The following is a 24,878-nucleotide window of genomic DNA, read 5'->3' on the forward strand; positions in this document are numbered from 1 at the left end:
CGCCCGAAGCACCTCCCGGCCACGCGACCGCTTCCGCCGAGGGGGGTGGGGGTGTCAGACCGCCGCATGCGCGGTCCGCGCCGCGAGGTTCTGGGTGAAGAACGGGAGGAGTTCGGCGGTGACCTGGGGTACGTAGCGGTCGTAGAGGTCGACGTGACCGGCTCCTTCGATCCGGTGCAGCCGCTTGGGCTCGTTCGCCTTCTTGACCGCTTCCTCGGACATCCAGGCGGTGGCCGCTTCGTTGCCGGCGACCATCAGGAGCGGTCGCGGGGCGAGCAGGCCGACGAGGTGGAAGGCGTCGAAGTTCACGATCCTGTCGACGCTGGAGAAGGTGAACTCGTCGGCCTGGCGCGGGTGCCGGCCGCGGTCGGTGCTGTAGTACTCCCAGGCTTCGTAGGAGTAGCGGCCACCGGCGCGTGCCTCTTCCTCGGTCGGGCGCACGGACATCGTCGGGAGCGGCTCGCCGGCCGCCTCGGTGGTGCGTGCCGCGGCCGCCGCGTCGAGCAGCGCCTGGAGGACGGCGGGGTCCTGGGTGCCGTCGGGGCCGACCCGGAAGTACAGTCCGAGGTCGACGGCGCTGGCCGTCGCGACCGCGCGGATGCGGTGGTCGGTGACCGCGGCGGGAATGACGTAGCCGCCGGAGGCACAGATGCCCAGGGCGCCGATCCGGTCGGAGTCGATCTCCGGGCGGGTGGTGAGGTAGGAGACGGCGTTCTTGATGTCCTCGACACGCTGGGCGGGGTCCTCGGTGCCGCGGGGGGTGCCGCCGCTCTCGCCCTGGTAGGCGGCGTCGTAGGCGAGCGCGACGAATCCGGCGTCGGCAAGTCGCTGGGCGTAGGCGCCGGCGGTCTGCTCCTTGACGCCGGCGCCGGGGTGAGCGACGACCACGGCGGCGAGCGGGCCGTCGGCAGCGGTGTCGGGGGTGTACAGGTGGCCGGCGAGGGTGATCCCGGCGCTGGTGAAGGTCACATCGGTGCGCATGACCCCACCGTGCCCGCTGTGCCCCGTGTGCGGGAGAGGAAGGTTCCTGCCTGGGGAAGGGCGTGCCGGGGAAGATTCTTTCCCCCCTTGACGGCCCGAGTCCGCGGCCCAGCGGAACCATAGTGGTGTCATGTCCGATTCGCGTTCATCCCGATCCGAGTTCGGTGCGTTCCTCAAGGCTCGCCGGGCCGAGCTGACGCCCGCGCAGGTGGGTCTCGCCGATGACGGGACCCTGCGGCGTGTCCCGGGGCTGCGCCGCGACGAGGTCGCCCGCCTTGCCACGATGAGCACCGATTACTACACCCGTATCGAGCAGGGGCGCGTGCGGGCCTCCGCGACCGTCCTTGCCTCCCTGGTACGGGCGCTGCGGCTCGATGAGGCACAGCAGGCTTACCTGTACGAGCTGGCGGGCAAGACCCCCGCCCCGCGCCGCCGCGCTGGGTACCGGGTGCGGCCGTCGGTGCAGTGGATGCTCGACGCCCTCGGCCACTTGCCGGCGATGGTGCTGGGCCGCTACAACGACATCCTCGCCTGGAACACCGCCGCAGCCGCCCTCTACCAGGACTTCGGCAAGCTGACGCCGTCCGAGCGCAACTACACCAGACTGCTGTTCCTCGACCCGGCCATGCGCAGCCTCTTCACCGACTGGGAGGACACGGGCCGGCTCAGCGCGGCACTGCTGCGGATGGAGACGGCCAGCAACCCCGACGACCCGCGCCTGGCCGCACTGGTCGGCGAACTGTCGGTACGCAGCCCCGAATTCCGCGAGTGGTGGAACGGACGGATCGTCTCTCACACCACCTACGGCGCCAAACGCTTCCGGCACCCCCTCGTCGGCCCCCTCACCCTCGACTGCGACACCTGGACCAGTCCGAACGACCCCGACGTCATGTTCATGGTCCTCACCGCCGAACCCGGCACCCCTGAGGACCAGGCACTGCGGATCCTCAGCTCCTGGCAGACCGCCCCCGTCCCGACCACACATCCGGCCGACACCCCCCACGACTGATCCGGCGGTCCGACGCGTCCGTACCCGCCGCTCCATCGCCTTGGCGCTCAGGCACCCGGGACAGGTGGGGCCTTCGGTGTCGGCCGGTGCCTGGGCCGAGGGGCCTGGGGGCCGGGCCCGGCTCCTGCGCCGGAGTCTCGATCTTCGAGTCGGGGTACTGGATGCGCTTCCCTATGACTCGACGGCTACTCATCCGCGAGGGTAGCGCCTCGACGAAGGCCCCCCTCGGCTCAGTCGAGGCGATGCTCCCAGCTCAGGTCGGGCGCCCCTTCGATCCAATAGTGGTGGGACGCCTGAGTGATGCGGAGGTGAACGGAGTCAATCCCGGGGTTTCCTGCCGCCTCCCAGGCGACGAGCGCCTCCTCGATCCGGTCCCACAGAGGCACAGGGCCGCCCTGCCGAACCGTCCATCTGCCGTCATGGGCGATGAACTCGGCGAAGGACTCCCGGTCGGGGTCGAAGAGGTAGAGCAGGGGCGTTCCGTCGCTCCGGGCGGCACGGACGAGATGTGTGCCGGGCGCGGCGAGCTGGGCGAGAAAGGCCGGCATCCAGTCGTCCAGGAGGGTCGGCGGCGCCTTCGTTTCCCTCTCGCTGTCCGCGTAGGCGGTGCGGGCCGACAGGTCGCCGGCTACCGGCACGACAGCCTGGGAACGTGCCTGCATGAACGAGGAGCGACCGATGATCCGCCCTTCCGCGTTGCCGTTGTCATCCACGGCGACCTTGGCCAGGGCGGTCCCGTACGGCCAGGAGCCCACGGTGCTCAGGATGACGCCGCCGGGCTTGGTCTGGCGGACCCAGGTGTGCGGGATGCGCCGGACGGCGCAGGTGGCGATCACCCGGTCGTACGGAGCGCGCCGCGGGTGCCCCAGGAGGCCGTCGCCGGTGGCGGTCCACGCCGAGAATCCGAGCGTTTCCAGCGCCGCGTCCGCGCGCTCGGCCACCTCCGGGTCAACCTCGACCGTGGCCACGTTGTCCGCGCCGAGGTAGTGACACATGAGGGCGGAGGAGTATCCGGTGCCGGTGCCGATCTCCAGCACCCGGTGGCCGGACTCCAGGCCGAGGCTCTCGATCATGCTGATCACGGTGGCCGGCGTGGTTGAAGAGGACGTGGGCACCCCAGCAACCGGCTTGTCGGCCTGGTCGGCGGTCAGGTGTCCGTCGAGCTGGGTCGTGAGGGTGTCATAGCTGTACGCGATCCCGAGCCACTCGGCCGCGTCGGTGTCGATCGCCGTGACGGGCCTCCAGGCGCTCCCCTCGTCGAGGAACACCCCAGGGTGAAGGAACAGCTCGCGCGGTACGGCTTCGACGGCAGCACGCAGCCAGGGCGAGGCGAGGACGCCGTTCCGGACCAGCAGTTCGGCGAGGCGGCGGCGCTCGGGGCCGGAGTCGGCCATCAGGTTTCTCCTTGTGAGAGCAGGTCGGCGAATGCGGAGGACATCGGGAGGCCGGTCTCCTTCTCCAGCCACCCCCACTGGCCGTTCGGGTTCAACTCCAGCCACCAGTAGTTGCCCTCCCGATCCACCGCGAGATCGAAGCTCCCCGATACCAGACCGAGGAACTCCAGGTAGAGGTGCAGCGCCTTGTTCACCGGGTCGGGGAGGTGCTCGACGCTGTAGGTGAGCGCGCTGTAGTCCTTGCGCCAGTCCAGCAGATCGGACTCGATCCGTACGGCGAACGTATGCCGGCCGACTACAAGCACGCGGAGATCGGCGACTTTGTCAACGCAGACCTGGAACAGGTGCGGGGTGACGCGCACGCTCTCGTCGATCTCCTCGGCGGACACGGGGTCGGCCCAGCCGGTGACCTGCACTCCGTCTCGCGTGTACGGAGTCCAACGCAACGTCTTGAAGAGCACGTCACCCTGGACGCTGGCAATGAACTCGCGCGCTTCGTCAGGGTCGTTGGTGACCAGGGTCGCGGGGACGCCGAGCCCGAGCCGTTGGGCGAGAGCGAGCTGCGCGGGCTTGTAGTCGGCGGCGGCGATCCGCTGGGGATGGTTCACCCACAACGGACAGTCCATCGCGTAGAGGAGACCGCCGAGCCCGAAGCGGACCTGCGCAGCCGCGAACCGAGCGTCATCCGGTCCGAGGTGCGAGAAGGCCGGCCACTCGGGACGGCGCCAGTACACGGCTCGGACGCGGGTCAGGTCGGCGGTCCTCGACGGGGTGCGCACCCTCCCCGCCATGGAGGCCGGGCGGGTGCTGAACCGAGCCGAGACCGTCAGACCGGCGCCGATGTCCACAGGGTTGAACCGGACCACGGGCACGTTTCGCCGGTTGAGTTCGGTGATCACCATGTCGGCGGTCAGATCATCCGCCTCGGTGGCCACCAGGACCGGCCTCCCCTCGGTCATGTCGTCAGTCCTGCTCGGAGTCCTGGTCGTGCCCCTGGTCGTTCTTCGAGTCCGAGTTCGTGGTCGTGGAGGTTTCGGTGCCCTTGCTGGTGCCGTGCTTGCCCATCTCGACCACCAGGCCGGCGCTGTCCTTGAAGACGCCGAGCTGGGTGGTCGGGTCGACGGAGACCGTGGCGTGCGGGCGCTGGATGGTGGTCGGGTACGGCGCGAGGCGGCCGGCGCCCCACGGCACGGTGGGCTGTTCGACAGCGGTCGTCACTTGATCTCCTCGAAACGGAGTGGATGTTGGAGTGGAGCGAACGAAGTAGCCCTGGGCCGACCGGCTACGCGGCGAGCAGGCCGCCCACCAAGACTTCCGCCCCCGGTGGTGCGTTTCTACGCCGTTCGACGAACGTTAGGAACGAAGCAGAGCTACCGTCTGAAACGTGCCTAACGTCCCAAGGGGTGACCGTGAACGAAGCGCTTCGCCGCGCCATGCTTCATGCTCAAATCAGTGATCGACAGTTGGCCGAGAGGTGCGGCGTCGACATCAAGACCATTGGACGATGGATCACTGAGACGGGAAGGATTCCCAGGGCCCGGCATAGGTGGGCTGTCTGTGAGGCGCTCGGCGAGGAGGAGGCAGCGCTCTGGCCCGCAGCCGCCGCAAAGGCGATAAAGGTCGGTCCGGACCGTGAGATTGTTTCCGTCTACCCGTATCGGTCCGGCTGCCCAGCGTCGCTATGGCGCTCACTGATCGCCGGCGCCGAGGGAGAAATGACCTTCGCGGGTTACACGAATTACTTCCTGTGGCTCGAACAAGCACAATTCGGCGCCTCACTCAAGCGCAAGGCGGCCCAAGGGTGCCGAGTGCGTTTCCTGTTAGGTGACCCTGAAAGCGAACTTACGCGATTGCGCGAGGTAGATGAAGGCGCGAAGCTCACCCTGTCCACCCGCATCCGTGTCACACTTGCCGAGCTGGAGAAGATCAAGGGGCAGCAAGGCATTGATGCGAGATACAGCAGAGGTAACGCCTACTTGTCCGTCTTCCGCTTCGATGACGACATGATCGTCACGCCTTTGCTGACTCACAACGTGGGGCATGACGCCCCTACGCTGCATCTGCGCCGCTACCAGGATGACGGCATATTCGATCGCTTCGCCTCTCACGTTGATGAATTGTGGAACCGGGGCACTGCGGTATGGAGGGATGCTCATCATGGGCAGGCGTGACTACGAGAACGATCCGCATGCTCCGACTGCCAACAGTCTGGTCCCGGCCGCATCAGCCGTTGTCGTCGACGATGGAGGGCGCGTGCTACTCCAACGGCGAGTCGACAACGGCATGTGGGCGCTCCCCGGAGGAGCCATGCACATCGGAGAGTCTTTGCCGGATTGTGCAGTCAGAGAGACGCGCGAAGAAACCGGAATCAATATTGAGGTCATCGGTATAGTAGGCACGTACACCAACCCCCATCACGTATTTTCCTATGACGACGGTGAAGTGAGGCAAGAATTCTCCGTCTGCTTCCTGGGGCGTCCGGTATCCGGGACACTGGCCGCTTCGGAGGAATCCACGGACGTTCGTTGGTTCAAGCCCGAAGACGCAGATTCCCTTCCCATGGTCTCCAGCATCCGTAGACGCCTGGATGACTGGCGATTTGGTCACATGCCAGCAGCGCGGTAGCAAACCTGGGGGCTTGAGCTTCGGGGGTCGAGCCCTGCTTGTGAGGAGTGGTTGGTTCTTGTTTCCCACCCACCCTCCCTACCTCGGAGGTTGACTTTTCGCGATCGAGTTGCCACGCAGGGTGAGGTCCGTCTAGCGTGCCCCTGAACGGAAAACGGCCTCCGCCCGGTGTTAGCGCACCTGACGGAGACCTCACCAGCTAGATCGTGAGGCGATCCTTGTGGCTGCTCCGCAGTTTAGTGTTGCGCCGCCGCGCGTGCACACCGCTTCCCATCCGATGGCCAGTGCCGGGTACGGCAAGCGTTCGGCCGCCGGTCAACCGGCCCCCTCCGCAGACGACTTCGCGCTCCTGCCGGGGCGTGAGGCGGCCGTCGCCGGGTTCATCGACCGGCTGCCCGATGGGGCTGATATTTCGGTGAAGGCCCTGGCCAAGGTGATGGAGTACGGGCAGTGCGCCCTGCGCACCGCCCTCAACTTCCTTGAGCGGGCCGGGCATCTCCTCCGGCGGCGCGAGTTCCTTGTGGGGACGGGCGGTGGGCGGTGGGTCACCCGTACGTGGTTCTCGCGCGCCGCCCGGAGTGATGACTCCTGGGGTGCGGGTGCGGGTGCGGATGCGGGTGCGTCGGGAACGGTGGCGGCGACCGTCGCGGCACCGTACCGGGCGCCGCTCGCGGGCTCGGCTCCCGGCCCTGCCACGGTCGCGGCGCCCGGTACGCGGGCAGGACGGTCACGCGGCTATCTCGTGCTCGCCGCCGTCGGGCGGCGGTGTCCCGCGCTGTCGTTGTCCGCCGCCGACTGCGCGGCGCTGGAAGCGCTGGCCGCCGAGTGGTTCGTACGCGGGGCCGGTGAGGAGGATGTGCTGCGCGCCCTCACGGACGGGCTGCCCGCGCCCGTACATCACCCCGCCGGGCTCGTACGGTCCCGGCTCACCGCCAAGCTGCCACCCGAGCCGGCGGATATGCCAGTGGTGTCGCACCGGGTGGCACCGGCCATGGTGGAGTGTGGGACTTGTCGGGCGCCGGGGCAGCCGGAGGCGTTTCTCGACGGGGAGTGCGGCGCCTGCCGGGGTGGGGGCACGCCCGTACGCCATCCCGCCGCGCTGCCACTGGACCGGGTCCGGGCCCTCGCCGCCGAGGCACGGAGCGCCGCCGTACGCGGGTGAGCGCGCCGACGGCCCGTCGCCCGCGTACGGCGAGAACGGGCGCGGGTGCCCTCTCCCCCCGTCAGACGTCAGAGGTTGCCACGCTTCTCCTGCTCGCGCTCGATCGCCTCGAAGAGCGCCTTGAAGTTGCCCTTCCCGAAGCCCATCGAGCCGTGCCGCTCGATCATCTCGAAGAAGACGGTCGGCCGGTCCTGGACCGGCTTGGTGAAGATCTGGAGCAGGTAGCCGTCCTCGTCACGGTCGACCAGGATCTTCAGCTCGCGCAGCGTGTCGACGGGCACCCGGGTCTCCCCCGCCCACTCGCCGAGGGTGTCGTAGTACGAGTCGGGGGTGTCCAGGAACTGCACCCCGGCGGCCCGCATGGTCCGTACGGAGGCGACGATGTCGTTGGTCGCGAGCGCGATGTGCTGGACGCCGGCCCCGCCGTAGAACTCCAGGTACTCGTCGATCTGCGACTTCTTCTTGGCGATCGCGGGCTCGTTGATCGGGAACTTCACCTTGAGGGTGCCGTCCGCGACGACCTTCGACATCAGCGCCGAGTACTCGGTGGCGATGTCGTCACCCACGAACTCCTTCATGTTCGTGAAGCCCATGACCTTGTTGTAGAAGCCCACCCACTCGTTCATCCGGCCGAGTTCGACATTGCCCACACAGTGGTCGACGGCCTGGAAGGTGCGCTTGGCGGGCGGCGCGACGATCGGATCGGCCGCGCCGAAGCCGGGCAGGTAGGGACCGTCGTAGCCGGAGCGGTCGACCAGGGTGTGGCGGGTCTTGCCGTACGTGGCGATCGCGGCCAGGACGACGGTGCCGTGCGCGTCCTTGATCTCGTACGGCTCCTGGAGGCCGTGGGCGCCGTGCTCGGTGGCGTAGGCGTACGCGGCGCGCGCGTCCGGGACCTCGATGGCGAGGTCCACGACCCCGTCGCCGTGCTCGGCGACATGGGCGGCGAGGAAGCGGCCCCACTCCGTGGACGGCTTGATGACGGACGTGAACACGAAGCGGGCGGAACCGTTGGTCAGGACGTAACTCGCGGTCTCGCGGCTGCCGTTCTCCGGGCCCGCGTAGGCGACGAGCTTCATGCCGAAGGCCGTGGAGTAGTAGTGCGCTGCCTGCTTGGCGTTGCCGACGGCGAAGACGACCGCGTCCATTCCCCTGACCGGGAAGGGATCGGCCTCGCGCGCGGTGTCGGGCGCCGAGTCGGGGGTGGTGCCGGGGGTGCCGAGAGTGCTGTGCGTCGAGGTGTCAGCCATGGGGCCAGCGTCACCCCGTTCCACAAGGTGCGCAACAGTTCGCGTTTTCACTGGGCATTCTGTACAGCGGATGGCCAGAATGACGGGACGATCCGCACAGGATGACCATGCTGGAGGAGGGAGACGGACGATGGGTATCGACGGGCTCGACGGCAGGCTGATCGTGCTGCTCGCGCAGGAGCCCAGGATCGGCGTGCTGGAGGCGTCGCGCCGGCTCGGCGTGGCGCGCGGGACCGTACAGGCGCGGCTCGACCGGCTCCAGTCGAACGGGGTCATCCGGGGGTTCGGCCCGGCGGTCGACCCGGCGGCGCTCGGCTATCCCGTCACGGCCTTCGCCACGCTGGAGATCAAGCAGGGCCAGGGCACGGACGTACGGGCCCACCTGGCGGGCGTCCCCGAGGTGCTGGAACTGCACACCACCACCGGCGAGGGGGACATGCTCTGCCGCCTGGTCGCGCGCTCCAACGCCGATCTCCAGCGGGTGATCGACCGGGTCGTCGGCTTCGAGGGGATCGTACGGGCGGCCACGGCGATCGTCATGGAGAACCCGGTGCCGCTGCGGATCATCCCGCTGGTGGAGCAGGCGGCGCGGGACGACTGAGGAAGCGGAATCAAGCCGCAAAGACTCCGTTGCAAAGAACATGTTGCAACGGAGTCTTTGCATGCATACGCTGACACCATGCCCGAGCACGAAGACCACGAAGACCACGAAGACCGCGAAGAGCACGAGCCGAAGCACGAAGAAGCACAGCCGAAGCCGCCGCAGGAACACCGCGAGCGCACTCTGGACGCGCGGTCGCTCCGCGGTCTCGCCCATCCGCTGCGCATCCGGCTGCTGGGCGTCCTCCGCCACGACGGCCCCGCCACCGCCTCCCAACTCGCCGCCCGGCTGGGCGAGTCGAGCGGCGCCACCAGCTACCACCTGCGCCAGCTCGCCGCGCACGGCTTCGTCGCGGACGATCCGACGCGGGGCAAGGGCCGCGAACGGTGGTGGAAAGCCGCCCAGGAGGGGACACGGTTCAGCGAAGACCTGCACGCGAACACCGATCCCGAGGTGCGCGGCGCGGTCAACCTGTTCCTGCACGAGGTGGCCACCATCCACACCCAGGAACTCACCACCTGGCTGGGCACGGCGGGCGACTGGCCAATGGAGTGGTCGCAGGCCGCCGACATGAGCGACTTCACCCTGCGCCTGACGTCGCAGCAGCTCACCGAGTTGAACGCGGAACTGCACGCGGTCGCCGAACGCTATCGCCGGATCGGGCCCGCCGCCGAGGACGCCCCGCAGGTCCGCGTACACCTGCACTCCTTTCCGCGCCGCGGCTCGACGGACTGAAGCAGACTCCAGGGGGGACCACCATGCACGCCGACATCCATCTCACACTGCACACCCTGCGCTCCGCCGAACTACGCCGGGAGGCCGCCGAGTTCAGGGAAGCCGCCGCGTTCCGGGAAGGCGTCGCGCCCCGCCGGGACCGTACGGACCTGCGTACCCGACTGGGCTGGTCGCTGGTCGAGTTGGGGCTGCGGCTCGTCAACCGCCCGGTGGCGCGCACGAGAACGCACCTCGCATGAGCGGGCCCAAGGAAATCCGGGACGCGCGCCTCCTCGACAAGAACCCGCGCGACCGGTGGCCCTTCGTCGCCACCCTCGCCGCCAACACCATCTCCATAGCAGGGAGTTCGCTGACCCTGATCGGGGTGCCCTGGTTCGTCCTCCAGACGACCGGCAGCGCGGCCGATGCCGGGATCGTGGCCTTCTGCGCGACGCTGCCGGTCGTCGTCTCCGCGATCGTCGGCGGCCCGGTCATCGACCGGATCGGGCGGCGGCGGATCTCCGTCGCCTCCGACCTGGTCTGCGGCCTCGCCGTGGCCGCGATCCCGCTGCTGGACCACGCGGGCGCGCTGGAGTTCTGGATGCTCTGCGCCCTGATGGCCGTCAGCGGCCTCGTCCACACCCCCGGGCTCACGGCTCGCTACGTCCTGCTGCCCGATCTCGCCGAGCGCGCCGGGACGACCCTGCCGCGCGCCGCGAGCCTGTACGACGCGGTCTCGCGGGGAGCGCGGATGATCGGCGCCGCGCTGGCCGGCGTACTGATCGCGGTGGTGGGCGCGGAGACAGTGCTGCTGCTGGACGCCGTGACCTTCGCGGCGTCCGCGGCACTGATCGCCACCGGGCTGCGCGGGGTCCGCGCGGCGGAGCCGCAGCGTCTCGCCCCGGTCTCGCTCACCACGTACCGCACCGAACTCCGCGAGGGATACGCCTTCCTGGTCCGTACGCGACTGCTGCTGGGCATCACCCTGATGGTGATGGTCACCAACGGCCTGGACCAGGGCTGGAGTTCGGTCCTGCTGCCGGTCCATGCCCGCGACGAGCTGGGCGGCTCGGCCGATCTCGGGCTGCTCATCGCCGTGTCCGGCGGTGCCGCCCTGGTGGGCGCACTGCTGTACGGGGTGTACGGGGAGCGATTCCCGCGACGCGCCATCTTCGCCGGGGCGTTTCTGCTCTGTGGAGCACCGAAGTTCGTGGTGGCGGCGCTGACGGACGGGACCCTGCCGCTGGCCGTGACGATGGCCGCGGGCGGTTTCGCGGCGGGCGTGCTCAACCCGATCCTCACCACCGTGATCTACGAGCGGGTGCCGGACGCGCTGCGCAGCAGGGTGTCCAGTGTGACCACGGCGGGGGTCGAGCTGACGATGCCGCTCGGCGGGCTGGCCGCGGGCCTGCTGGTCGAACGCGCGGGGCTGGACAGCGCGCTGCTGGCCGTCGGCGGGGTCTATCTGCTGGCGACGCTGAGCCCGCTGGTCTTCCCGGCCTGGCGGTCCATGGAACGCGCCCCCGACCAGGGGACACACGCGCAGGCCCCCGGGGTCAGCAGCTCGGGACCTGGTCCTTCCGCCCCTGCTCCAGCGCCGTGAGCGACGACACCGCGCCCTTCAGCGTCGTGACCGGCACGAGCCGCATCCCCTTGGGCAGTTCGGCCTGGGCGTCCGCGCACTCCGCCTTCGGTACGAGGAAGACGGTCGCCCCGTCCCGTCCCGCCGCCTGGGTCTTCAGGGCCACCCCGCCGACCGGGCCGACCTCGCCGTCGTCGGTGATCGTCCCCGTACCGGCGATGGTGCGGCCGCCGGTGAGATCGCCGCCCGCGCCGTCGCCGTCGAGCTTGTCGACGATGCCGAGCGCGAAGAGCAGCCCGGCGCTGGGGCCGCCCACGTCGGCGAGGTGGAGGCTGACGTCGATCGTCGCCGGGTCCTTGCCGAGCAGGCCGAGGGCGGCCGTCGTCGCGGAGTTCTGCGACTCGATCATGTCCTGGGTGTTGTGCTTCTGGACCTGCTGGTCGGTCTTGCCCGACGGGTAGACCGCCTCGCGCGGCAGCACGGCCCGGTCCGCGCGGAACCAGCCCTCGACCACATCGCCGAAGTCGACGTCGGTGGACGGCCCCGTCGCCTCGATCGTCGTCATCCGCAACTGACCCTCGGTCTTGCGGGTGGGCGCGCCGCTGACGGTGATGACCGGCCGGTCCTTGTTCGTGCCGAGGACGTCCGCGGTCATCCCGGGCTGCGCCACCGCGTACGGCAGGGGCGCGACGCCGACGACGACGAAGAGCGCGACGACCGGGACGGCGCAGACGATAAGGACGCTGGGGCGCGAGAGGCGAGAGAACCGCGGGAGGCGAGAGAACACGGTGTCAATGTATCTGCCGCGCGCCACCACCCGTCCGCCAGCGCGGGGCACCACCACCCGCCGACCTGCACGGGGCGTCCCCCGGCGCAGGCCACCCCCGCCGGTCCGGCGCCGACCGTCCCTCAGCGCGACCGTCCCTCAGCGCAGCGCGTCCGCCACCTCGCGGGCGGCGTCGACCACGCGCGGACCGACCCGTTCCGGTACGGCGTCCGCGAGCATCACCACCCCCACGCTCCCCTCGATCCCGGTCACCCCGACCAGCGCCGCCGCGGCCCCGCTCGCGCCCGCCTCCAGCTCGCCGCTGGTGAGGGTGCAGCGCGGCTCGGTGAGGGCGCCCTGCCGGGCGGCGAGGATCGCCTTGCCGGCCGCGCCCCGGTCCAGCGGATGGCGGAATCCGGCCCGGTAGGCGACGTGGTAGTCGGTCCAGGTCGGCTCCACGACGGCGACGGCCAGCGCCTCCGCCCCGTCCACGAGCGTCAGGTGCGCGGTCGCGCCGATGTCCTCGGCGAGCGCCCGCAGCGCGGGCAGCGCGGCCTCCCGTACCAGCGGATGCACCTGACGGCCCAGGCGCAGCACTCCGAGGCCCACCCTGGCCCGGCCGCCGAGGTCACGGCGTACGAGCGTGTGCTGTTCGAGGGTGGCGAGCAACCGGTAGACGACGGTCCGGTTGACCCCGAGTCTGGTGGACAGCTCGGTGACGGTCAGCCCGTGGTCGGTGTCGGCGAGCAGCTTGAGGACGCGCAGTCCCCGGTCGAGCGTCTGGGAGGTCTCCGCGGTCACGACGCCCTCTCCTTCGGTGTGAGTTCGGAGCGAGTCCGGATGGGGTCTCCCGTGGTCGAGCGAGGCCGAGACCTTGGGAGGAGTGACGACGGCGCTCTCCCCCCGCCCTGGAGCTTCTGCCACGCCGGGTCCCGTCCCGGCGCCGCACGGAGAGGCCACCGGCGGGCCATGGCACCACCGGCTGCGCTACGCGGCGGAGTTGCCACGGAGCGTTCACATTGCGGGGACAGTAACCATCGGTACCGCTCAGCGGAAGCCCTCGTCCAGAATCCGGGCATGAGAGGCGAGTCAATCCGCGTTAACGGTAAATGTCCGGCCTGATGGTGACGTTACGTACCGACTCACGACCCGTGGAGTGACGGACGGGGGCGGACAGGGGCGTACGGAGGCTCCGAACAGCAGGCGTGGCCGCTGCCCGGATCCGGGCAGCGGCCACGCTTGTTCATCAACCGTTACAACACTTACGCCGTCCTGCGCATACCTCTACGACGTCCACACCTCTCGCGGACCTCGCCACGCCATCTTCGAGATGCGCTCAGCGCCGCGACGCGCTGCTCAGCGCATCCGGGTGGCCCACTCCCCCACCTTCGAGATGCGCTCCCTGAGCTGCCCCGCCGTGGCCTCCGCGCTCGGCGGCCCGCCGCACACCCGGCGCAGCTCCGTGTGGATCACCCCGTGCGGCTTGCCGCTCTGGTGGACGTACGCGCCGACCATGGTGTTGAGCTTCTTGCGCAGCTCCAGCAGCTCCTTGTGGGAGACGACGGGGCGCCGCTCGGCCGGCAGCTCCAGCAGGTCGGCCTCGGTGTCGGGCTTCTTGCGGCTGTGCGCGATCTGCCGGGCCTGCCGCTTCTGGAGCAGCAACTGCACCTGGTCGGGTTCGAGGAGCCCCGGGATGCCGAGGTAGTCCTGCTCCTCCTCGCTGCCGGGGTGCGCCTGCATGCCGAACTCGGCGCCGTCGTACAGCACCCGGTCGAAGACGGCGTCGGACTCCAGCGCCTCCCAGGGCAGCATGTCCTGCTCGCCGGTGTCCTCGTCCTGCTCGCGCTCGGCCTCCGCCATCTCCTTCTCGGACTCGGCGTAGGGGTCCTCCTCCCCCTCCTTCTTCGGCTTGTCGAGGACGTGGTCGCGCTCGACCTCCATCTCGTTGGCGATGCCGAGGAGGGTGGGGATGGTGGGCAGGAAGACGGACGCGGTCTCGCCGCGCCGCCGGGACCGTACGAAACGGCCCACGGCCTGCGCGAAGAACAGCGGGGTCGAGATGGTCGTCGCGTACACGCCGACGGCGAGGCGCGGCACGTCGACGCCCTCCGACACCATGCGGACGGCGACCATCCACCGCTCCTGGCTCTCCGAGAAGTCGTCGATCCGCTTCGACGCGCCGACGTCGTCGGAGAGGACGAGCGTCGCCTTCGTCCCGGTGATCTCGCGGATGAGCTTGGCGTAGGCGCGCGCCTGGTCCTGGTCGCTCGCGATCACCAGCCCGCCGGCGTCCGGGATGCCCTTGCGCACCTCGGTGAGGCGCTGGTCGGCGGCGCGCAGGACGCTCGGCATCCAGTCGCCGCGCGGGTCGAGCGCGGTGCGCCACGCCTGGGAGACCGCGTCCTTGGTCATGGGCTCGCCGAGGCGTGCGGCGATCTCGTCGCCGGCCTTGGTGCGCCAGCGCATGTTGCCGCTGTAGCTGAGGAATATCACCGGCCGGACGACGCCGTCGCGGAGCGCGTTCCCGTATCCGTACGTGTAGTCGGCGGCGGAGCGGCGGATGCCGTCGTTGCCCTCCTCGTACGCGACGAAGGGGATCGGGTTGGTGTCGGACCTGAACGGCGTACCCGTCAGCGCGAGGCGCCGGGTCGCGGGCTCGAACGCCTCCAGGCACGCCTCGCCCCAGGACTTGGAGTCGCCCGCGTGGTGGATCTCGTCGAGGATGACGAGGGTCTTGCGCTGCTCGCACCGGTTGCGGTGCAGCATCGGCCGGACCCCGACGCCCGCGTACGTGATGGCGACACCGTCGTACTCCTTGCTCACCGGTCCCGCGCTGTACTCGGGGTCGAGCTTGATCCCCACCCGCGCGGCGGCCTCGGCCCACTGCTTCTTCAGGTGCTCGGTGGGCGCGACGACGGTGACCTGCTGCACGACATGGTGGTGCAGCAGCCAGGAGGCGAGCGTCAGCGCGAAGGTCGTCTTGCCGGCGCCGGGGGTCGCGACGGCGAGGAAGTCACGGGGCTGCTCCTCTAGATAGCGGCCGAGGGCACCTTCCTGCCAGGCACGCAGCTTGTTGGCGGTGCCCCAGGGCGCGCGGCCGGGGAAGGCGGGCGAGAGGTGGTGGGAGGAGGCGGTAGTAGTCACGGTCTCCGGTTCGGACGCTCGGACGTGGGTTACGTGGGGTCACGCTGGTTACGTGGGGTCACGCGGGGGCCCGGCCGGACGCGTGGACGCCGGTGGGCACAGGGGCTTACGTACGACAACCGGGCCACCCTACCGGCGGGGTGACCCGGTCCTCGTACGAACGAGGCGGTGACCGGACCGAGTGCGACGCCTGTCACACCGGCGGGACGACCAGCTCCCGCGGGCAGTCCGCGATGGCCTTGATCCCGTCCGTCCGACCTGTGGCCACGGCGATGACCAGCCGCTCGGCCGCGTCGATGTCAGGACGCAGATGCACCTCGTTCAGGGCCAGGAACGTGACGCAGGACAGCCACGCCGTCCGCTTGTTGCCGTCGAACAGAGGACGGTTGATGGCCAGGGACCGGAGCAGTGCGGCGGCCTTCTCGATCACATCCGGATACGCCTCCTGACCGAACATCGCGGCCGACGGGCGGTGCACGGCCGACTCCAGGAGCCCGGCGTCGCGGACCACCACCTGCATGTCATCGCACGCGGACCCGCGTGGCCACCCACACCCCCGCCAGCGCCACCACCGCCATCGGCAGGAACACCGCCGCGAAGGCCGCCGGGTGCGACACCGTCGCCGAGGCGGCCAGGTCCGACGCGGCGTGGCCCGCCGCGCCCACCGCGCCGCCGCCCAGCGCCGCGAAGGCCGCGCCGCCCGCCGCCAGCAGCAGGACGTTCGACAGGCCGTCGGAGATCTGGAGCGCCGCCGAGTTCGCGCCCGCCTCCTCCGGCGCCGAGAGCTGGAGCAGCAGCACGCTCGTGGAGGCGATCACCGCGCCCATGCCCAGACAGCCGAAGGCCCAGGCGACCGCCACGATCCAGACCGGCACGGCCTCGATCAGCACGCTCGGCGCGATCGCGATGGACAGCGCCACCAGCACCATGCCGCCCGCCATGAGCCGTCCCCGGTACGGTTCCATGCGCGGCCGGGACTGTACGTACGAGCCGAGCGCCCAGGTCGCGCCGCCGACCGCGAGCGAGAGCCCGGCCATCGTCGGCGACAGGCCGCGCTGCGTGACCAGCATGAGCGGTACGAAGCTCTCCGCCGCGATGAACGCCCCGGACGCGACGCCGCGCAGCAGCACCACGGACGGCAGCCCGCGCGCCGCCCGCCAGGTCCCGCCCGGCAGCAGTCCGAGGACGGCCGGCACGAGGAACGCCAGCCCCGCCGCGGCCGGCAGGAGCGAGAGGACGCGCAGGTCCTGGCCGGCGTACTGGAGGAGCGCCGCGCCCAGCGAGATCCCGAGCGCGAGCCGGATCCTGCGCCGGTCGAAACCGGCCGCGGGCCCCGACGGGTCGGCGGGCCCGGACGCCATCCGCCGGATCGCGGGCACCGCGAAGACCAGCGGCGGTACGACGAGGACGGGGATGCCGACGAAGACCCAGCGCCAGCCGAGGTGTTCGGTGACGGTCCCGGCGGCGAGCGGCCCGACGACGGACGGGATCACCCAGCTCGCGGCGATCGCGGCCATCATCGCGGGCCGCAGCCGCTGCGAGTAGGCGCGGCTGATGACCACGTACAGGGCGACGATGACCAGCCCGCCGCCGAGCCCCTGCACGGCCCGGCCCAGGACGAACAGCCACATGGAGCCGGCCGCGCCGGAGAGCAGCAGCCCGGCGGCGAAGGCGCTGACGCCGGTGACGAGCGGCGCGAGCGGCCCGGCGCGGTCGGACCACTGGCCCGAGAGCACCATGGCGAAGAGGCTGGTCGTGAAGTACGCGGAGAAGGCGAAGGCGTACAGCGACACCCCGTCCAGTTCGCGCGCGGCGACCGGCATCGCCGTACCGACCGCGGTCGCCTCGAAGGCGATCAGCAGCACGACGGAGACGATGGCGATGCTGAGCGCCCGATGCTCCGGCCCGAGCACACCGCCGCGCCACCCGGAGACGGGCACGGGGACGGCGGCCGGGACGGCCGGAGGCGCGGCGCTGGGACCGGGTATGCCGGAGGGGGCAGCGGGGGCGACGTCGGCGTCGCCGGGTTCCAGTGCGGTCATTGCTTCAGCGTAAGGGGCGTATCAAGGGTTGGGCCCTGTCACGAGATGGGTCTTCGCTGGGCCGTTGGTCGTACGACCGACTCGGCGATCGACGCGGCGACCGACGCGGGGCGTCCGTGAACGGAGTGTGGCAGTCACGTTGCACGCCACCGGAAATCCTTGAGCCCGGCCGTCCGCCCTCGTACGGTCATGGACAGGAAGGAAGAGGTACGACGCGATACAGCGAAGTGCACGGCCGTGTGCCCGAGTGGTTCAGGGGCTCGACTGCAACTCGAGTTACGTGGGTTCGATTCCCGCCACGGCCTCGGTTCACGTTCACGTACGCGTACGGGCCGCCCCGGGAAGACCGGGGCGGCCCGTTCCGCCGTACAGGGGACCTGACGTACAGGGAAGGCTAGGGAGCGTCCGCGTACCGGTCGAAGGTCTCGGTGCCGGTGCCACCGGAGGTCCACTCCACGCTGAGGGTGCCCCCGCCGAAGGTGAAGGACCCGGCTCGGTCCTCGGACTCCACCGGAACGTCGTCACGGGAGCAGATCAGCGCGAAGCGGTACTTCTTGCCCGGCTCCGTCACCGTGCGCAGACCTTTGCACTCCAGGCCGCTCTTGACGTACACCATCGTGATCTTGCTGTCCTTCTGGATGGTCTCGATGTCCTCGCCCTTCAGGACACCCAGGACCCCGCTGCCGGAGGTGGACCGCCACATGCCCTCCATACCGGTACCGGTGGGCGCGGCGTCCGAGGGCTCGGGGTCGTCGGGGTCGTCGACGTCGGAGGATTCGGAGGATTCGGAGCCGGAGGTCTCCGACGCCCCACCGGTCGGCTCCTCCGTCGCTCCGCTCGACACGTCGTCGGACGGCCCGGCACTCGCGGCGACATCCTTGCCGCCGCCCCCGCCCCCGTCCCCGCTGGTCGCCAGCCAGACGCCGCCCCCGGCGAGCAGCACGACGGCCGCCACGGCGCCGGCCAGCAGGGCGGTCTTCCGACGGCCCCCGGGGCGCTGCGGGGGCTGGGGCGACAGGGGTGGCTGGGGCGACTGGGGTATGTACGGCGGCGGGGCCCCCTGGTACCCCTGAGGCGCCTGAGGCCCCTGGGGTCCTGGGTAGCCGCCGTAGGCGGGCGGCGGGGCCGGCTGCGCGTACGGGTTGCCCTCGACGGGGACGCCCTGCGGGGGCGCCTGCGGCTGAGGGGGAAGCGAGTACGGCCCCGGCTGGCCCGGCTGGCCCGGTTGGCCCGGTTGGCCCTGAGGAGCCCCTGAACCGTCGGGAGCGGGTGGGTACGGCGGCTGGCTCATCGGTCTCCCTCGCTGGCGTACGGCATGGTTGCAGGAGCAACGCCGGTCGGATCAGCATATGTTGAACGCCCTTCCAGGACGGGATCCAGCCCCGCGCCCGGAAGGCCGCCGGCGGCCGTGACAGGACTCTTGACTACCCGTCAGTAGCTGCCTCACTGTTGTGTCCATGACGACCACCGGGGCGGGACCGCGCACGGCACGTCGCACCACACGTCGCACCACACAGCGCAGCACGCTGGGCACCACACGGCGCAGCACGCGGCGCAGCACGCTGGGCACCACACGTCGTACGACCCGCCGGTGCGCCCTGCTCGGCGCCGTACTCGCCCTGCTGACAGGGGTCGCCCTCGGCGGCCCCACGACCGCGACGGCGGACAGCGCCCGGGCCGCGCTGTGGTTCGACGACCGGGCGGCGACCGAGGTCACCGTGGACGGCGCCCGGTTCGCCGACGGGCACGGCCGTGAGGTCGTCCTGCGCGGATTCAACGTCTCCGGTGAGACCAAACTGGACGAGAACGGCGGCCTGCCCTTCGCCAGTGCCGCGGACGCCCGTGAATCCGCCGTGGCCCTGCGCTCGCTGACCGGAGGGAACGCCGTACGGTTCCTGCTCTCCTGGGCCTACGCCGAACCCGAGCCGGGCCGGATCGACACCGCGTATCTGCGCGGCGCCACCGAGCAGATCAGGGCGCTCCTCGACGCCGGGCTGCGGGTGTTCCCCGACTTCCACCAGGATCTCCACTCCCGGTACCTCTTCGACAAGGACAGTTGGTACACGGGCGACGGCGCGCCCCGGTGGGCCATCGAGGCGGGCGGGTACCCGCGCGAGTCCTGCGGCATCTGCGTCCTGTGGGGCCAGAACATCACCCAGAACCAGGCGGTCAAGAGCGCGACCCGGGACTTCTGGAACAACCGCGTCCTCGGCATCCCCGTCCAGACCGCGTTCCTCGACACCGCGCAGAAGACGATGGCGTACCTCGCGCAGAACCTCGACGCGGACGAGTTCGCGGGCATCGTCGGCTTCGACCCTTACAACGAACCGTTCGCGGGCGAGTACGCGGCCGGCCAGAACAGCCGCGCCTGGGAACGGGACGTGCTCTGGCCGTTCTACGAGAAGTTCCGCTCCCGCATGGACGCGGCGGGCTGGCGTGACAAGCCGGTCTTCGTGGAGCCCAACATGTTCTGGAACGCCAACCTGGACTTCGCGCGGCACGAGGGCGGCCTCCTCGACGCGGGCGCCGTCGGCCCGCGCTACGTCTTCAACACGCACTTCTACGACCAGAAGGCCATCTCCGGTGTCTTCATGTGGGGCAAGGCGAACGACGGCCAGTACGCCACCGACTTCTCGACCGTCCGGGACCGCTCGGCGGCGCTGGGCACCAGCGGCATCGTCAGCGAGTTCGGCCACCCGCTGAACGGCATGACCGCCGACAAGGCGCCCACCGTGAACAAGGCGCTGTACCAGGCGCTCGACTCCCGGCTGCCGGGGGCGACCTGGTGGACGGGGGCCGCGCGCTCGGGGCCGGTGCTCTCGGGCACGCAGTGGCAGTGGGACATCTACAGCGGGCGCCACCGCGAGGCGATGAACGGCAACCCCGACAAGATCCTCACCGAGGGCGACGCCTGGAACGACGAGGACATGTCCGCCGTCGGACTCGACGCCTCGGGCCGGGCCGTACTGCGCCAGGACGCCCGGCTGCTGGACCGGCTCTACCCGGGTGCGGTGGCGGGCCGTACGGTCGCGTTCACGTACGAGGACCGCTCCCGTGACGGCGGTACGACGCTGACCTGGAACCGGATCCCCGACACCCTGCCCAACACCGCCCGCCTGGTGGGCACCGGCCGGTACGGGATCCTGGTCTGGCGCTCCGAGGGCGCCACCCGCGCCCCGACCCAGCTCCACCTGCCGAACGGCTTCACCCCCGCCACCACCACGGTCGTCTCCGACCTGGGCACGGCCACCGGCCTGCCCGCCTACACCGCCCAGGGCCAGACCGCCGACCACGCCCTGGCATCCGCCACGGAACCCGGCACCACCAACGCCCAGCGCCTCCTCCTGACGGCCCCACCCGCGTCGGACACCGCGGGCACCCTGCACTACGCCCTGGTGGCGGAAGGCCCCACAACCCCGGAACTGCGCGCCGCGGCCCAGCGCGAACTGACCGCGTGGGCGGCGTCCACCGCGTTCCCCGGCCTCCCGGCAGCCCCGTAAACACCCAGGAAGGCCGCACACTCTCCGCGTGTGCAGTCGCACATCCCGTCCGCTAGCTTGATCCGAGCAGCACGCGGCGCGGGGAGACTCACACATGGCACCTGGCCTGTATTCGCACGAATTACGACACACGTTCGCCCCACTTGGGCATGACAGCGCCTGCACGGAAACGTCACCCACCGGCATCGCACCCGCGAAGTGCCCGCTGTGCTGACGTGGCAGCAGTTACGGGACCTCACGTACACGGAGCTCCAGAACGCGGCGGAGGGCTGGGGCGAGGTGAGCAACCGGGCCGATGCCGCACGTGACCAAGTGAGCAACGAGATGACGAACAGGCTCGCGGCGTCACAGAGAGGCGAGGCGGCGAGCGCGGCGCTCGGACGACTGAAGCAACTTGAACGGAACTTCGACTATCTCCACACCGAATGCGGCCTGATCCGTACGACGCTGAACAGCCTCGCGTTCGAACTGAGCAGCTCGCAGAAGCGGTTGAACGCCGCCCTGGAGGAGGCCGTCAACCTCAGGTTCACCGTGCACCCGGACGGTTCCGTGAGTTATCCGCCCGCCGGCGAGAACATCATCGACGGCACGCCGATCCCGGGCGGCACCACAACAGGCTCCGCCGCAGGCACCCCGTACGGCCCCCCACTGGGCGCCGCCTCCGGAGCACCCCCACTGGCCCGGCCCAACCCCCACCACGCCACGGCCCAGGACATCGCCGACCGCATCCTCAAAGCGGTCAACGAGGCCAGAGAAACCGACAGTCGCTTCACGGAAGCCCTGTCCAAACTCAAGGCGCCCCCCGGCCTCACGGTCGACACGAGTACCTGGACGGACGCCGCCGCGGACGCCGCGACCATCCGTGACGTGGCGGTCGGCTACCTGAAGAACGACATTCCCCAGGACAAGTCCCCCGCGGAACGGCGGGCGTGGTGGGCCCACCTCACGCAGGAACAGCGGGAGGAATACCTGGCCGTCTACCCGGACGTGATCGGCAACCTGGACGGAATCCCCGCCGAAACCCGGGACACGGCCAACCGCGACAACCTGCGGTTACTGATCGGCAAGCTGGAGGGCCAGACCGGCGAACAGGCACAGATCCGACTGGCCGGACTGAAGTCACTCGACCGCCAGTTACGCGCGGACCCCGCGGAAGGCGTCCCCCCGATGTACCTGCTGGGCATCGGCGACCAGGGAAACGGCCGCGCGATCGTGTCCTTCGGCAACCCGGACACGGCGAGGAACGTCTCGGCGTACGTTCCCGGCCTGGGCACGGCGCTGGACGAGAGCTTCGCGACGAACGACGTACAGCGGGCGCGCGACACGGCGAAAGGGGCGAGAGCCTATGACAAGTCCAGCGCGGCGATCGTCTGGCTCGGCTACGACGCGCCCCAACTCCCCGCCGAGAAACTGGCCGACAACGCGGGCGTGATGTTCGACCACAACGCCAAGGCCGGTGCCTACGCGTACAACGAGTTCATGGCCGGCATCTCGGCAACGAACCAGAACGCCGACCCTCATGTCACCGCCATCGGCCACTCGTACGGCTCCTTCACCGTCGGGCAGGCGGCACAGCGGCACGGCGGAATCCCCGGCGCCGACGACATCGTGATCCTAGGAAGCCCCGGCACGGGCGCGGCCTCCGCCAAGGACCTCGGCGTCGGCAAGGACCACGTCTATGTGGGCGCCGCGGACAACGACCCGGTGACCATAATGCCGAGCAAGGACGAGTCGAGCGCCCTAGGAGCCGGCGCAGCGGGCGGGGCCTCCGTCGGACTGGTCCTGGGCCTCGGCATGGGAGGCCCAGCAGGCGGCCTGGTCGGTGCGGCGGCGGGCGGCGTGGTGGGCGGCGTCGCAGGGCTCCGCTCGTCGGAGGACGAGAGCCAGATCTGGTTCGGCACGGATCCGGCGCACAAGGACTTCGGCGCGACCCGCTTCAAGGTGGACGACGGGGCACGCCCGTTCATCGACGGGCAGGGAGCGACGCCGGCGCACTCGAACTACTTCAATCCTGAGCGGGACAGAACGTCAGCCCGCAACATTGCCAAGATCGTAGCCGGCCACGGCGACAGGATCTCGTCCCAGGAGCCCCGATGAAAGTGCTGCACATTGTTTTGGCAGCAGCAGTACTGGCTGGTGCGACCGGATGCTCTGGCCCGGGAACTTCGGGAGAACAGGGAGTGGAAAAACCAGTGGTGAGCAAAATCAGTCTGCAAGAGGCAGCCGAAAAAGCCGACGCGATCCTACTGAACAGCATCTCATCGGTTCAGCCTCCTCTGAACTGGGTGCATGACGCGTCGACAGGCGGCGGGTGTGGTGACTACACCATCGACGGCAGGACAACCGGTTCGGTGACACGGCGCGCTGCCGTGATGACCATCGTGTCGGACGCCAGGCGCGGGAGTCTGCTCGGCGTTGTGGAACGCCACTGGAGAAAGCAGGGCTACATGATCACCAACGTGGACAGCGATCAGGAGTTCCCTGCAATCGACGCCAGTACCCCGGAGGACTTCCGGATGAGCGTCTCAGTGGGCGCCACGGGTCAGTTCTTCTTCGACATCGTGACCCCGTGCTTCATCAAATCGGATGTCGTTCCGCCCAAGACAGCAGCCAACGGAACGCCCTTCGAAGGCGAGGACGTTCCCTACCCCTCCGTGCACTCCGACTTCTGGTCCGCGACCACTCCGGCCCCGTCCGCGTCTCCAACCCGCTGACGAAGCCGGAGGCTTCAGCTCGTCGCCCTCAATGACCGGACCCGGGAGGGGCGTTACGGGGATCGCCCTGCCCCTGACCGGGCTGCGGCGGGGCGTAGACGGGCGGGTACGGCGCGTAGGCAGGAGCGGGCGCCACCGGCGCCGCCGAGGCCACTGCTGCGCGACGGCGGGACCGGATGACCGGTATGGCGACCGCACCGCCCAGAAGCGCGGCAGCACCGACACCCAGGCCGATCCAGAGACCAGTGTTACCGGCATCGTCGGATGCGGCGACGGGCTTCTTGTCGTCTTCCTTGTCATCGGCGGCGCCGCCTGCGGCCTTGGAGGCTTCGGCCGAAGGAGAGGGCGACTTAGACTCGGCGGCTACGAGATCCGGCAGCGGATACTCGTCCGCCGGGCCCAGGTCACCGGGAGTGTTGATCGCTCGAAGGGGGCGGATCGCTCCGTAGCCGACATAGTCGTTTCGCTTGTTGCCGCTCGTCGGACCACCGGCCGTGTTGAGCATGGCCCGAAGCACCTGATTGTTGTTCCATTCAGGGCGCTTGGACCAGATCAGCGCGGCGGCCGCTGACGCAATGGCGGTCGCATCGCTGGTGCCGCTAGTTACGCACAGTTTAGTGTCTGAATTTTTACAGGCGTGCACCATGTCCTTGCCGGGCGCGGCAAAGTCCACCTGCGGGCCCCACTGAGACGCTTCAGTCTTCTTGAGGTCCTTACCGACAGCTCCAACTCCCACAACACCGGGCGTGGCTGCCGGATAGGACAACGATGAATCACCGTCGTTTCCGGTGGCCGCAAAGACCAAAGCCCCTTTTCCGAGAGCATATTTGACCGAGTCCGTCATCTCCTGGGAACTCATACTCGCCCCCATGGAGATATTAATAATTCGAGCACCAGAATCAGCCGCGAATCGTATCGCCGCCGACACGGAATCGGTGAATTGAAGGTTGTTGACCGACTCTCCGCTATTTACACGAATGGGCAGAATTTTTGCACCCGGAGCCAAACCGAACGCGCCGTCACCGCCCCCACTTTTCCCCGTACCGGCGATAAGTCCAGCCATATTGGTGCCATGTCCGCTATGGTCAGAACGCTCATCACCCGACTTGTTCGGGGCCAGGTCCTTGCCCTTGAGGACCTGGCCCAGAAGGTCTGGATTCGTGTCGTCAACCCCCGAGTCGATGACTGCAACCGTGACCCCCTTGCCGGTACTGACCTCCCAGATCTTCTCGGCGCCCATGACATCCAGATGCCACTGCCGCGAGCGGATGGAATCCGCGTATGCGGGCGATACCGCTCCGCCCAGCACGAGCAACCCCAGAGCGGCAGCAACCGCCATCCGGCCTCGGGTCCCCGAACGGCTACTGATACGCATCTGCTCTCCCACACCGTTC

General features: G+C 69.7%; 23 protein-coding genes and 1 tRNA gene. 12 read left to right on the forward strand and 12 right to left on the reverse strand.

Annotation, left to right across the window (positions count from 1 at the left end):
- Positions 1 to 54: 54 nt before the first annotated feature.
- Entirely contained in the window at positions 55 to 981 is a 927-nt protein-coding gene (locus tag ACIO3P_RS05625) for an alpha/beta hydrolase (protein WP_401855184.1), read from the reverse strand.
- A 130-nt stretch (positions 982 to 1,111) separates the two neighbouring features.
- On the opposite strand from ACIO3P_RS05625, the gene ACIO3P_RS05630 reads away from it, so the two are divergent.
- Positions 1,112 to 1,990 carry a helix-turn-helix domain-containing protein gene (locus tag ACIO3P_RS05630; protein ID WP_401855186.1) on the forward strand — a complete coding sequence of 293 codons (879 nt, stop codon included), beginning with the start codon at positions 1,112 to 1,114 and terminating at the stop codon, positions 1,988 to 1,990.
- Between the two features lie 230 nt (positions 1,991 to 2,220).
- Here ACIO3P_RS05630 and tgmC read toward each other — a convergent pair whose 3' ends face one another.
- Genes tgmC through tgmA form a run of 3 tightly spaced genes read right to left on the reverse strand, consistent with a single transcriptional unit; the run spans position 2,221 to position 4,602 of the window.
- Positions 2,221 to 3,384 carry an ATP-grasp peptide maturase system methyltransferase gene (gene tgmC / locus ACIO3P_RS05635; RefSeq protein WP_401855189.1) on the reverse strand — a complete coding sequence of 388 codons (1,164 nt, stop codon included), beginning with the start codon at positions 3,382 to 3,384 and terminating at the stop codon, positions 2,221 to 2,223.
- Positions 3,384 to 4,343 (reverse strand): ATP-grasp ribosomal peptide maturase, encoded by a 960-nt coding sequence (tgmB, locus tag ACIO3P_RS05640; protein WP_401855191.1) that lies wholly within the window; start codon positions 4,341 to 4,343, stop codon positions 3,384 to 3,386. Before tgmB ends, tgmC begins: the two co-directional genes overlap by 1 nt.
- A 4-nt stretch (positions 4,344 to 4,347) precedes the next feature.
- Positions 4,348 to 4,602 (reverse strand): putative ATP-grasp-modified RiPP, encoded by a 255-nt coding sequence (gene tgmA / locus ACIO3P_RS05645; protein WP_401855194.1) that lies wholly within the window; start codon positions 4,600 to 4,602, stop codon positions 4,348 to 4,350.
- Between the two features lie 191 nt (positions 4,603 to 4,793).
- On the opposite strand from tgmA, the gene ACIO3P_RS05650 reads away from it, so the two are divergent.
- The 3 genes from ACIO3P_RS05650 (at position 4,794) to ACIO3P_RS05660 (ending at position 7,171) form a co-directional block, all read left to right on the forward strand.
- Positions 4,794 to 5,555 (forward strand): helix-turn-helix domain-containing protein, encoded by a 762-nt coding sequence (locus ACIO3P_RS05650; protein ID WP_401855196.1) that lies wholly within the window; start codon positions 4,794 to 4,796, stop codon positions 5,553 to 5,555.
- Positions 5,542 to 6,009 carry an NUDIX hydrolase gene (locus ACIO3P_RS05655; RefSeq protein ID WP_401855199.1) on the forward strand — a complete coding sequence of 156 codons (468 nt, stop codon included), beginning with the start codon at positions 5,542 to 5,544 and terminating at the stop codon, positions 6,007 to 6,009. The genes ACIO3P_RS05650 and ACIO3P_RS05655 overlap by 14 nt, the downstream gene beginning before the upstream one ends.
- Before the next feature lie 256 nt (positions 6,010 to 6,265).
- Entirely contained in the window at positions 6,266 to 7,171 is a 906-nt protein-coding gene (locus ACIO3P_RS05660) for a hypothetical protein (protein ID WP_401855202.1), read from the forward strand.
- Positions 7,172 to 7,239: 68 nt separating this feature from the next.
- Here ACIO3P_RS05660 and hppD read toward each other — a convergent pair whose 3' ends face one another.
- Complete coding sequence (gene hppD / locus ACIO3P_RS05665) at positions 7,240 to 8,421, reverse strand: 4-hydroxyphenylpyruvate dioxygenase (protein WP_401855203.1); 1,182 nt, start codon at positions 8,419 to 8,421, stop codon at positions 7,240 to 7,242.
- 130 nt (positions 8,422 to 8,551) lie between these two features.
- Between hppD and ACIO3P_RS05670 the strand changes: the two genes are divergently transcribed.
- The 4 genes from ACIO3P_RS05670 (at position 8,552) to ACIO3P_RS05685 (ending at position 11,339) form a co-directional block, all read left to right on the forward strand.
- Positions 8,552 to 9,022: an Lrp/AsnC family transcriptional regulator gene (locus ACIO3P_RS05670; protein ID WP_329826843.1), complete on the forward strand. Its 471-nt coding sequence runs from the start codon at positions 8,552 to 8,554 to the stop codon at positions 9,020 to 9,022.
- A gap of 78 nt (positions 9,023 to 9,100) precedes the next feature.
- Positions 9,101 to 9,757, forward strand: coding sequence for an ArsR/SmtB family transcription factor (locus tag ACIO3P_RS05675; protein WP_401794501.1), 657 nt, complete (start codon positions 9,101 to 9,103; stop codon positions 9,755 to 9,757).
- A 23-nt stretch (positions 9,758 to 9,780) separates the two neighbouring features.
- Positions 9,781 to 9,996: a hypothetical protein gene (locus ACIO3P_RS05680; RefSeq protein WP_329826841.1), complete on the forward strand. Its 216-nt coding sequence runs from the start codon at positions 9,781 to 9,783 to the stop codon at positions 9,994 to 9,996.
- Positions 9,993 to 11,339, forward strand: a complete 1,347-nt coding sequence (locus tag ACIO3P_RS05685) for an MFS transporter (protein ID WP_401855205.1) — start codon at positions 9,993 to 9,995, stop codon at positions 11,337 to 11,339. Before ACIO3P_RS05680 ends, ACIO3P_RS05685 begins: the two co-directional genes overlap by 4 nt.
- Here the strand turns inward: ACIO3P_RS05685 and ACIO3P_RS05690 are convergent.
- The 5 genes from ACIO3P_RS05690 to ACIO3P_RS05710 form a co-directional block, all read right to left on the reverse strand.
- Positions 11,293 to 12,105, reverse strand: a complete 813-nt coding sequence (locus ACIO3P_RS05690) for a S16 family serine protease (RefSeq protein ID WP_329826839.1) — start codon at positions 12,103 to 12,105, stop codon at positions 11,293 to 11,295. The two genes, ACIO3P_RS05685 and ACIO3P_RS05690, sit on opposite strands and share 47 nt — an antisense overlap.
- Before the next feature lie 138 nt (positions 12,106 to 12,243).
- Positions 12,244 to 12,885 (reverse strand): helix-turn-helix domain-containing protein, encoded by a 642-nt coding sequence (locus ACIO3P_RS05695; RefSeq protein WP_329826838.1) that lies wholly within the window; start codon positions 12,883 to 12,885, stop codon positions 12,244 to 12,246.
- 555 nt (positions 12,886 to 13,440) lie between these two features.
- Complete coding sequence (locus tag ACIO3P_RS05700; protein ID WP_329826837.1) at positions 13,441 to 15,228, reverse strand: DEAD/DEAH box helicase; 1,788 nt, start codon at positions 15,226 to 15,228, stop codon at positions 13,441 to 13,443.
- A 193-nt stretch (positions 15,229 to 15,421) separates the two neighbouring features.
- Entirely contained in the window at positions 15,422 to 15,748 is a 327-nt protein-coding gene (locus ACIO3P_RS05705) for a type II toxin-antitoxin system death-on-curing family toxin (protein WP_401855207.1), read from the reverse strand.
- 1 nt (position 15,749) lies between these two features.
- Positions 15,750 to 17,270, reverse strand: coding sequence for an MFS transporter (locus ACIO3P_RS05710; protein ID WP_329826835.1), 1,521 nt, complete (start codon positions 17,268 to 17,270; stop codon positions 15,750 to 15,752).
- Between the two features lie 233 nt (positions 17,271 to 17,503).
- Here ACIO3P_RS05710 and ACIO3P_RS05715 point away from each other — a divergent pair.
- Positions 17,504 to 17,575, forward strand: a tRNA-Cys gene (locus ACIO3P_RS05715).
- Between the two features lie 89 nt (positions 17,576 to 17,664).
- On the opposite strand, the gene ACIO3P_RS05720 is transcribed toward ACIO3P_RS05715, so the two are convergent.
- Positions 17,665 to 18,561 carry a hypothetical protein gene (locus tag ACIO3P_RS05720; protein ID WP_401855209.1) on the reverse strand — a complete coding sequence of 299 codons (897 nt, stop codon included), beginning with the start codon at positions 18,559 to 18,561 and terminating at the stop codon, positions 17,665 to 17,667.
- A 166-nt stretch (positions 18,562 to 18,727) separates the two neighbouring features.
- On the opposite strand from ACIO3P_RS05720, the gene ACIO3P_RS05725 reads away from it, so the two are divergent.
- The 3 genes from ACIO3P_RS05725 to ACIO3P_RS05735 all read left to right on the forward strand — a co-directional run bounded on the left by ACIO3P_RS05725 (position 18,728) and on the right by ACIO3P_RS05735 (position 23,484).
- Positions 18,728 to 20,770 carry a cellulase family glycosylhydrolase gene (locus tag ACIO3P_RS05725; RefSeq protein ID WP_401855211.1) on the forward strand — a complete coding sequence of 681 codons (2,043 nt, stop codon included), beginning with the start codon at positions 18,728 to 18,730 and terminating at the stop codon, positions 20,768 to 20,770.
- A gap of 198 nt (positions 20,771 to 20,968) precedes the next feature.
- A complete protein-coding gene (locus ACIO3P_RS05730; protein WP_401855214.1) occupies positions 20,969 to 22,867 on the forward strand; it encodes an alpha/beta hydrolase in 1,899 nt (632 codons plus the stop codon).
- Positions 22,864 to 23,484: a hypothetical protein gene (locus ACIO3P_RS05735; RefSeq protein ID WP_401855215.1), complete on the forward strand. Its 621-nt coding sequence runs from the start codon at positions 22,864 to 22,866 to the stop codon at positions 23,482 to 23,484. Before ACIO3P_RS05730 ends, ACIO3P_RS05735 begins: the two co-directional genes overlap by 4 nt.
- A gap of 28 nt (positions 23,485 to 23,512) precedes the next feature.
- Here the strand turns inward: ACIO3P_RS05735 and mycP are convergent, their stop codons facing one another.
- Positions 23,513 to 24,859, reverse strand: a complete 1,347-nt coding sequence (gene mycP, locus ACIO3P_RS05740) for a type VII secretion-associated serine protease mycosin (protein WP_401855217.1) — start codon at positions 24,857 to 24,859, stop codon at positions 23,513 to 23,515.
- Positions 24,860 to 24,878: the final 19 nt, after the last annotated feature.

This window comes from Streptomyces sp. NPDC087310 (genome assembly GCF_044744405.1).
GTDB lineage: Bacteria > Actinomycetota > Actinomycetes > Streptomycetales > Streptomycetaceae > Streptomyces.

What these genes read in the sequence shown, in the direction of transcription:
- ACIO3P_RS05685 (WP_401855205.1), top strand. Translation starts at nt 9,993, where the DNA reads ATGAGCGGGCCCAAGGAAATCCGGGACGCGCGCCTCCTCGACAAGAAC.
- ACIO3P_RS05680 (WP_329826841.1), top strand. Translation starts at nt 9,781, where the DNA reads ATGCACGCCGACATCCATCTCACACTGCACACCCTGCGCTCCGCCGAA.
- tgmB (WP_401855191.1), bottom strand. Translation starts at nt 4,343, where the DNA reads ATGACCGAGGGGAGGCCGGTCCTGGTGGCCACCGAGGCGGATGATCTG.
- ACIO3P_RS05720 (WP_401855209.1), bottom strand. Translation starts at nt 18,561, where the DNA reads ATGAGCCAGCCGCCGTACCCACCCGCTCCCGACGGTTCAGGGGCTCCT.
- ACIO3P_RS05710 (WP_329826835.1), bottom strand. Translation starts at nt 17,270, where the DNA reads ATGACCGCACTGGAACCCGGCGACGCCGACGTCGCCCCCGCTGCCCCC.
- ACIO3P_RS05655 (WP_401855199.1), top strand. Translation starts at nt 5,542, where the DNA reads ATGGGCAGGCGTGACTACGAGAACGATCCGCATGCTCCGACTGCCAAC.
- ACIO3P_RS05670 (WP_329826843.1), top strand. Translation starts at nt 8,552, where the DNA reads ATGGGTATCGACGGGCTCGACGGCAGGCTGATCGTGCTGCTCGCGCAG.
- ACIO3P_RS05735 (WP_401855215.1), top strand. Translation starts at nt 22,864, where the DNA reads ATGAAAGTGCTGCACATTGTTTTGGCAGCAGCAGTACTGGCTGGTGCG.
- mycP (WP_401855217.1), bottom strand. Translation starts at nt 24,859, where the DNA reads ATGCGTATCAGTAGCCGTTCGGGGACCCGAGGCCGGATGGCGGTTGCT.
- ACIO3P_RS05625 (WP_401855184.1), bottom strand. Translation starts at nt 981, where the DNA reads ATGCGCACCGATGTGACCTTCACCAGCGCCGGGATCACCCTCGCCGGC.
- tgmC (WP_401855189.1), bottom strand. Translation starts at nt 3,384, where the DNA reads ATGGCCGACTCCGGCCCCGAGCGCCGCCGCCTCGCCGAACTGCTGGTC.
- ACIO3P_RS05675 (WP_401794501.1), top strand. Translation starts at nt 9,101, where the DNA reads ATGCCCGAGCACGAAGACCACGAAGACCACGAAGACCGCGAAGAGCAC.
- ACIO3P_RS05630 (WP_401855186.1), top strand. Translation starts at nt 1,112, where the DNA reads ATGTCCGATTCGCGTTCATCCCGATCCGAGTTCGGTGCGTTCCTCAAG.
- ACIO3P_RS05705 (WP_401855207.1), bottom strand. Translation starts at nt 15,748, where the DNA reads ATGCAGGTGGTGGTCCGCGACGCCGGGCTCCTGGAGTCGGCCGTGCAC.
- hppD (WP_401855203.1), bottom strand. Translation starts at nt 8,421, where the DNA reads ATGGCTGACACCTCGACGCACAGCACTCTCGGCACCCCCGGCACCACC.
- ACIO3P_RS05725 (WP_401855211.1), top strand. Translation starts at nt 18,728, where the DNA reads ATGACGACCACCGGGGCGGGACCGCGCACGGCACGTCGCACCACACGT.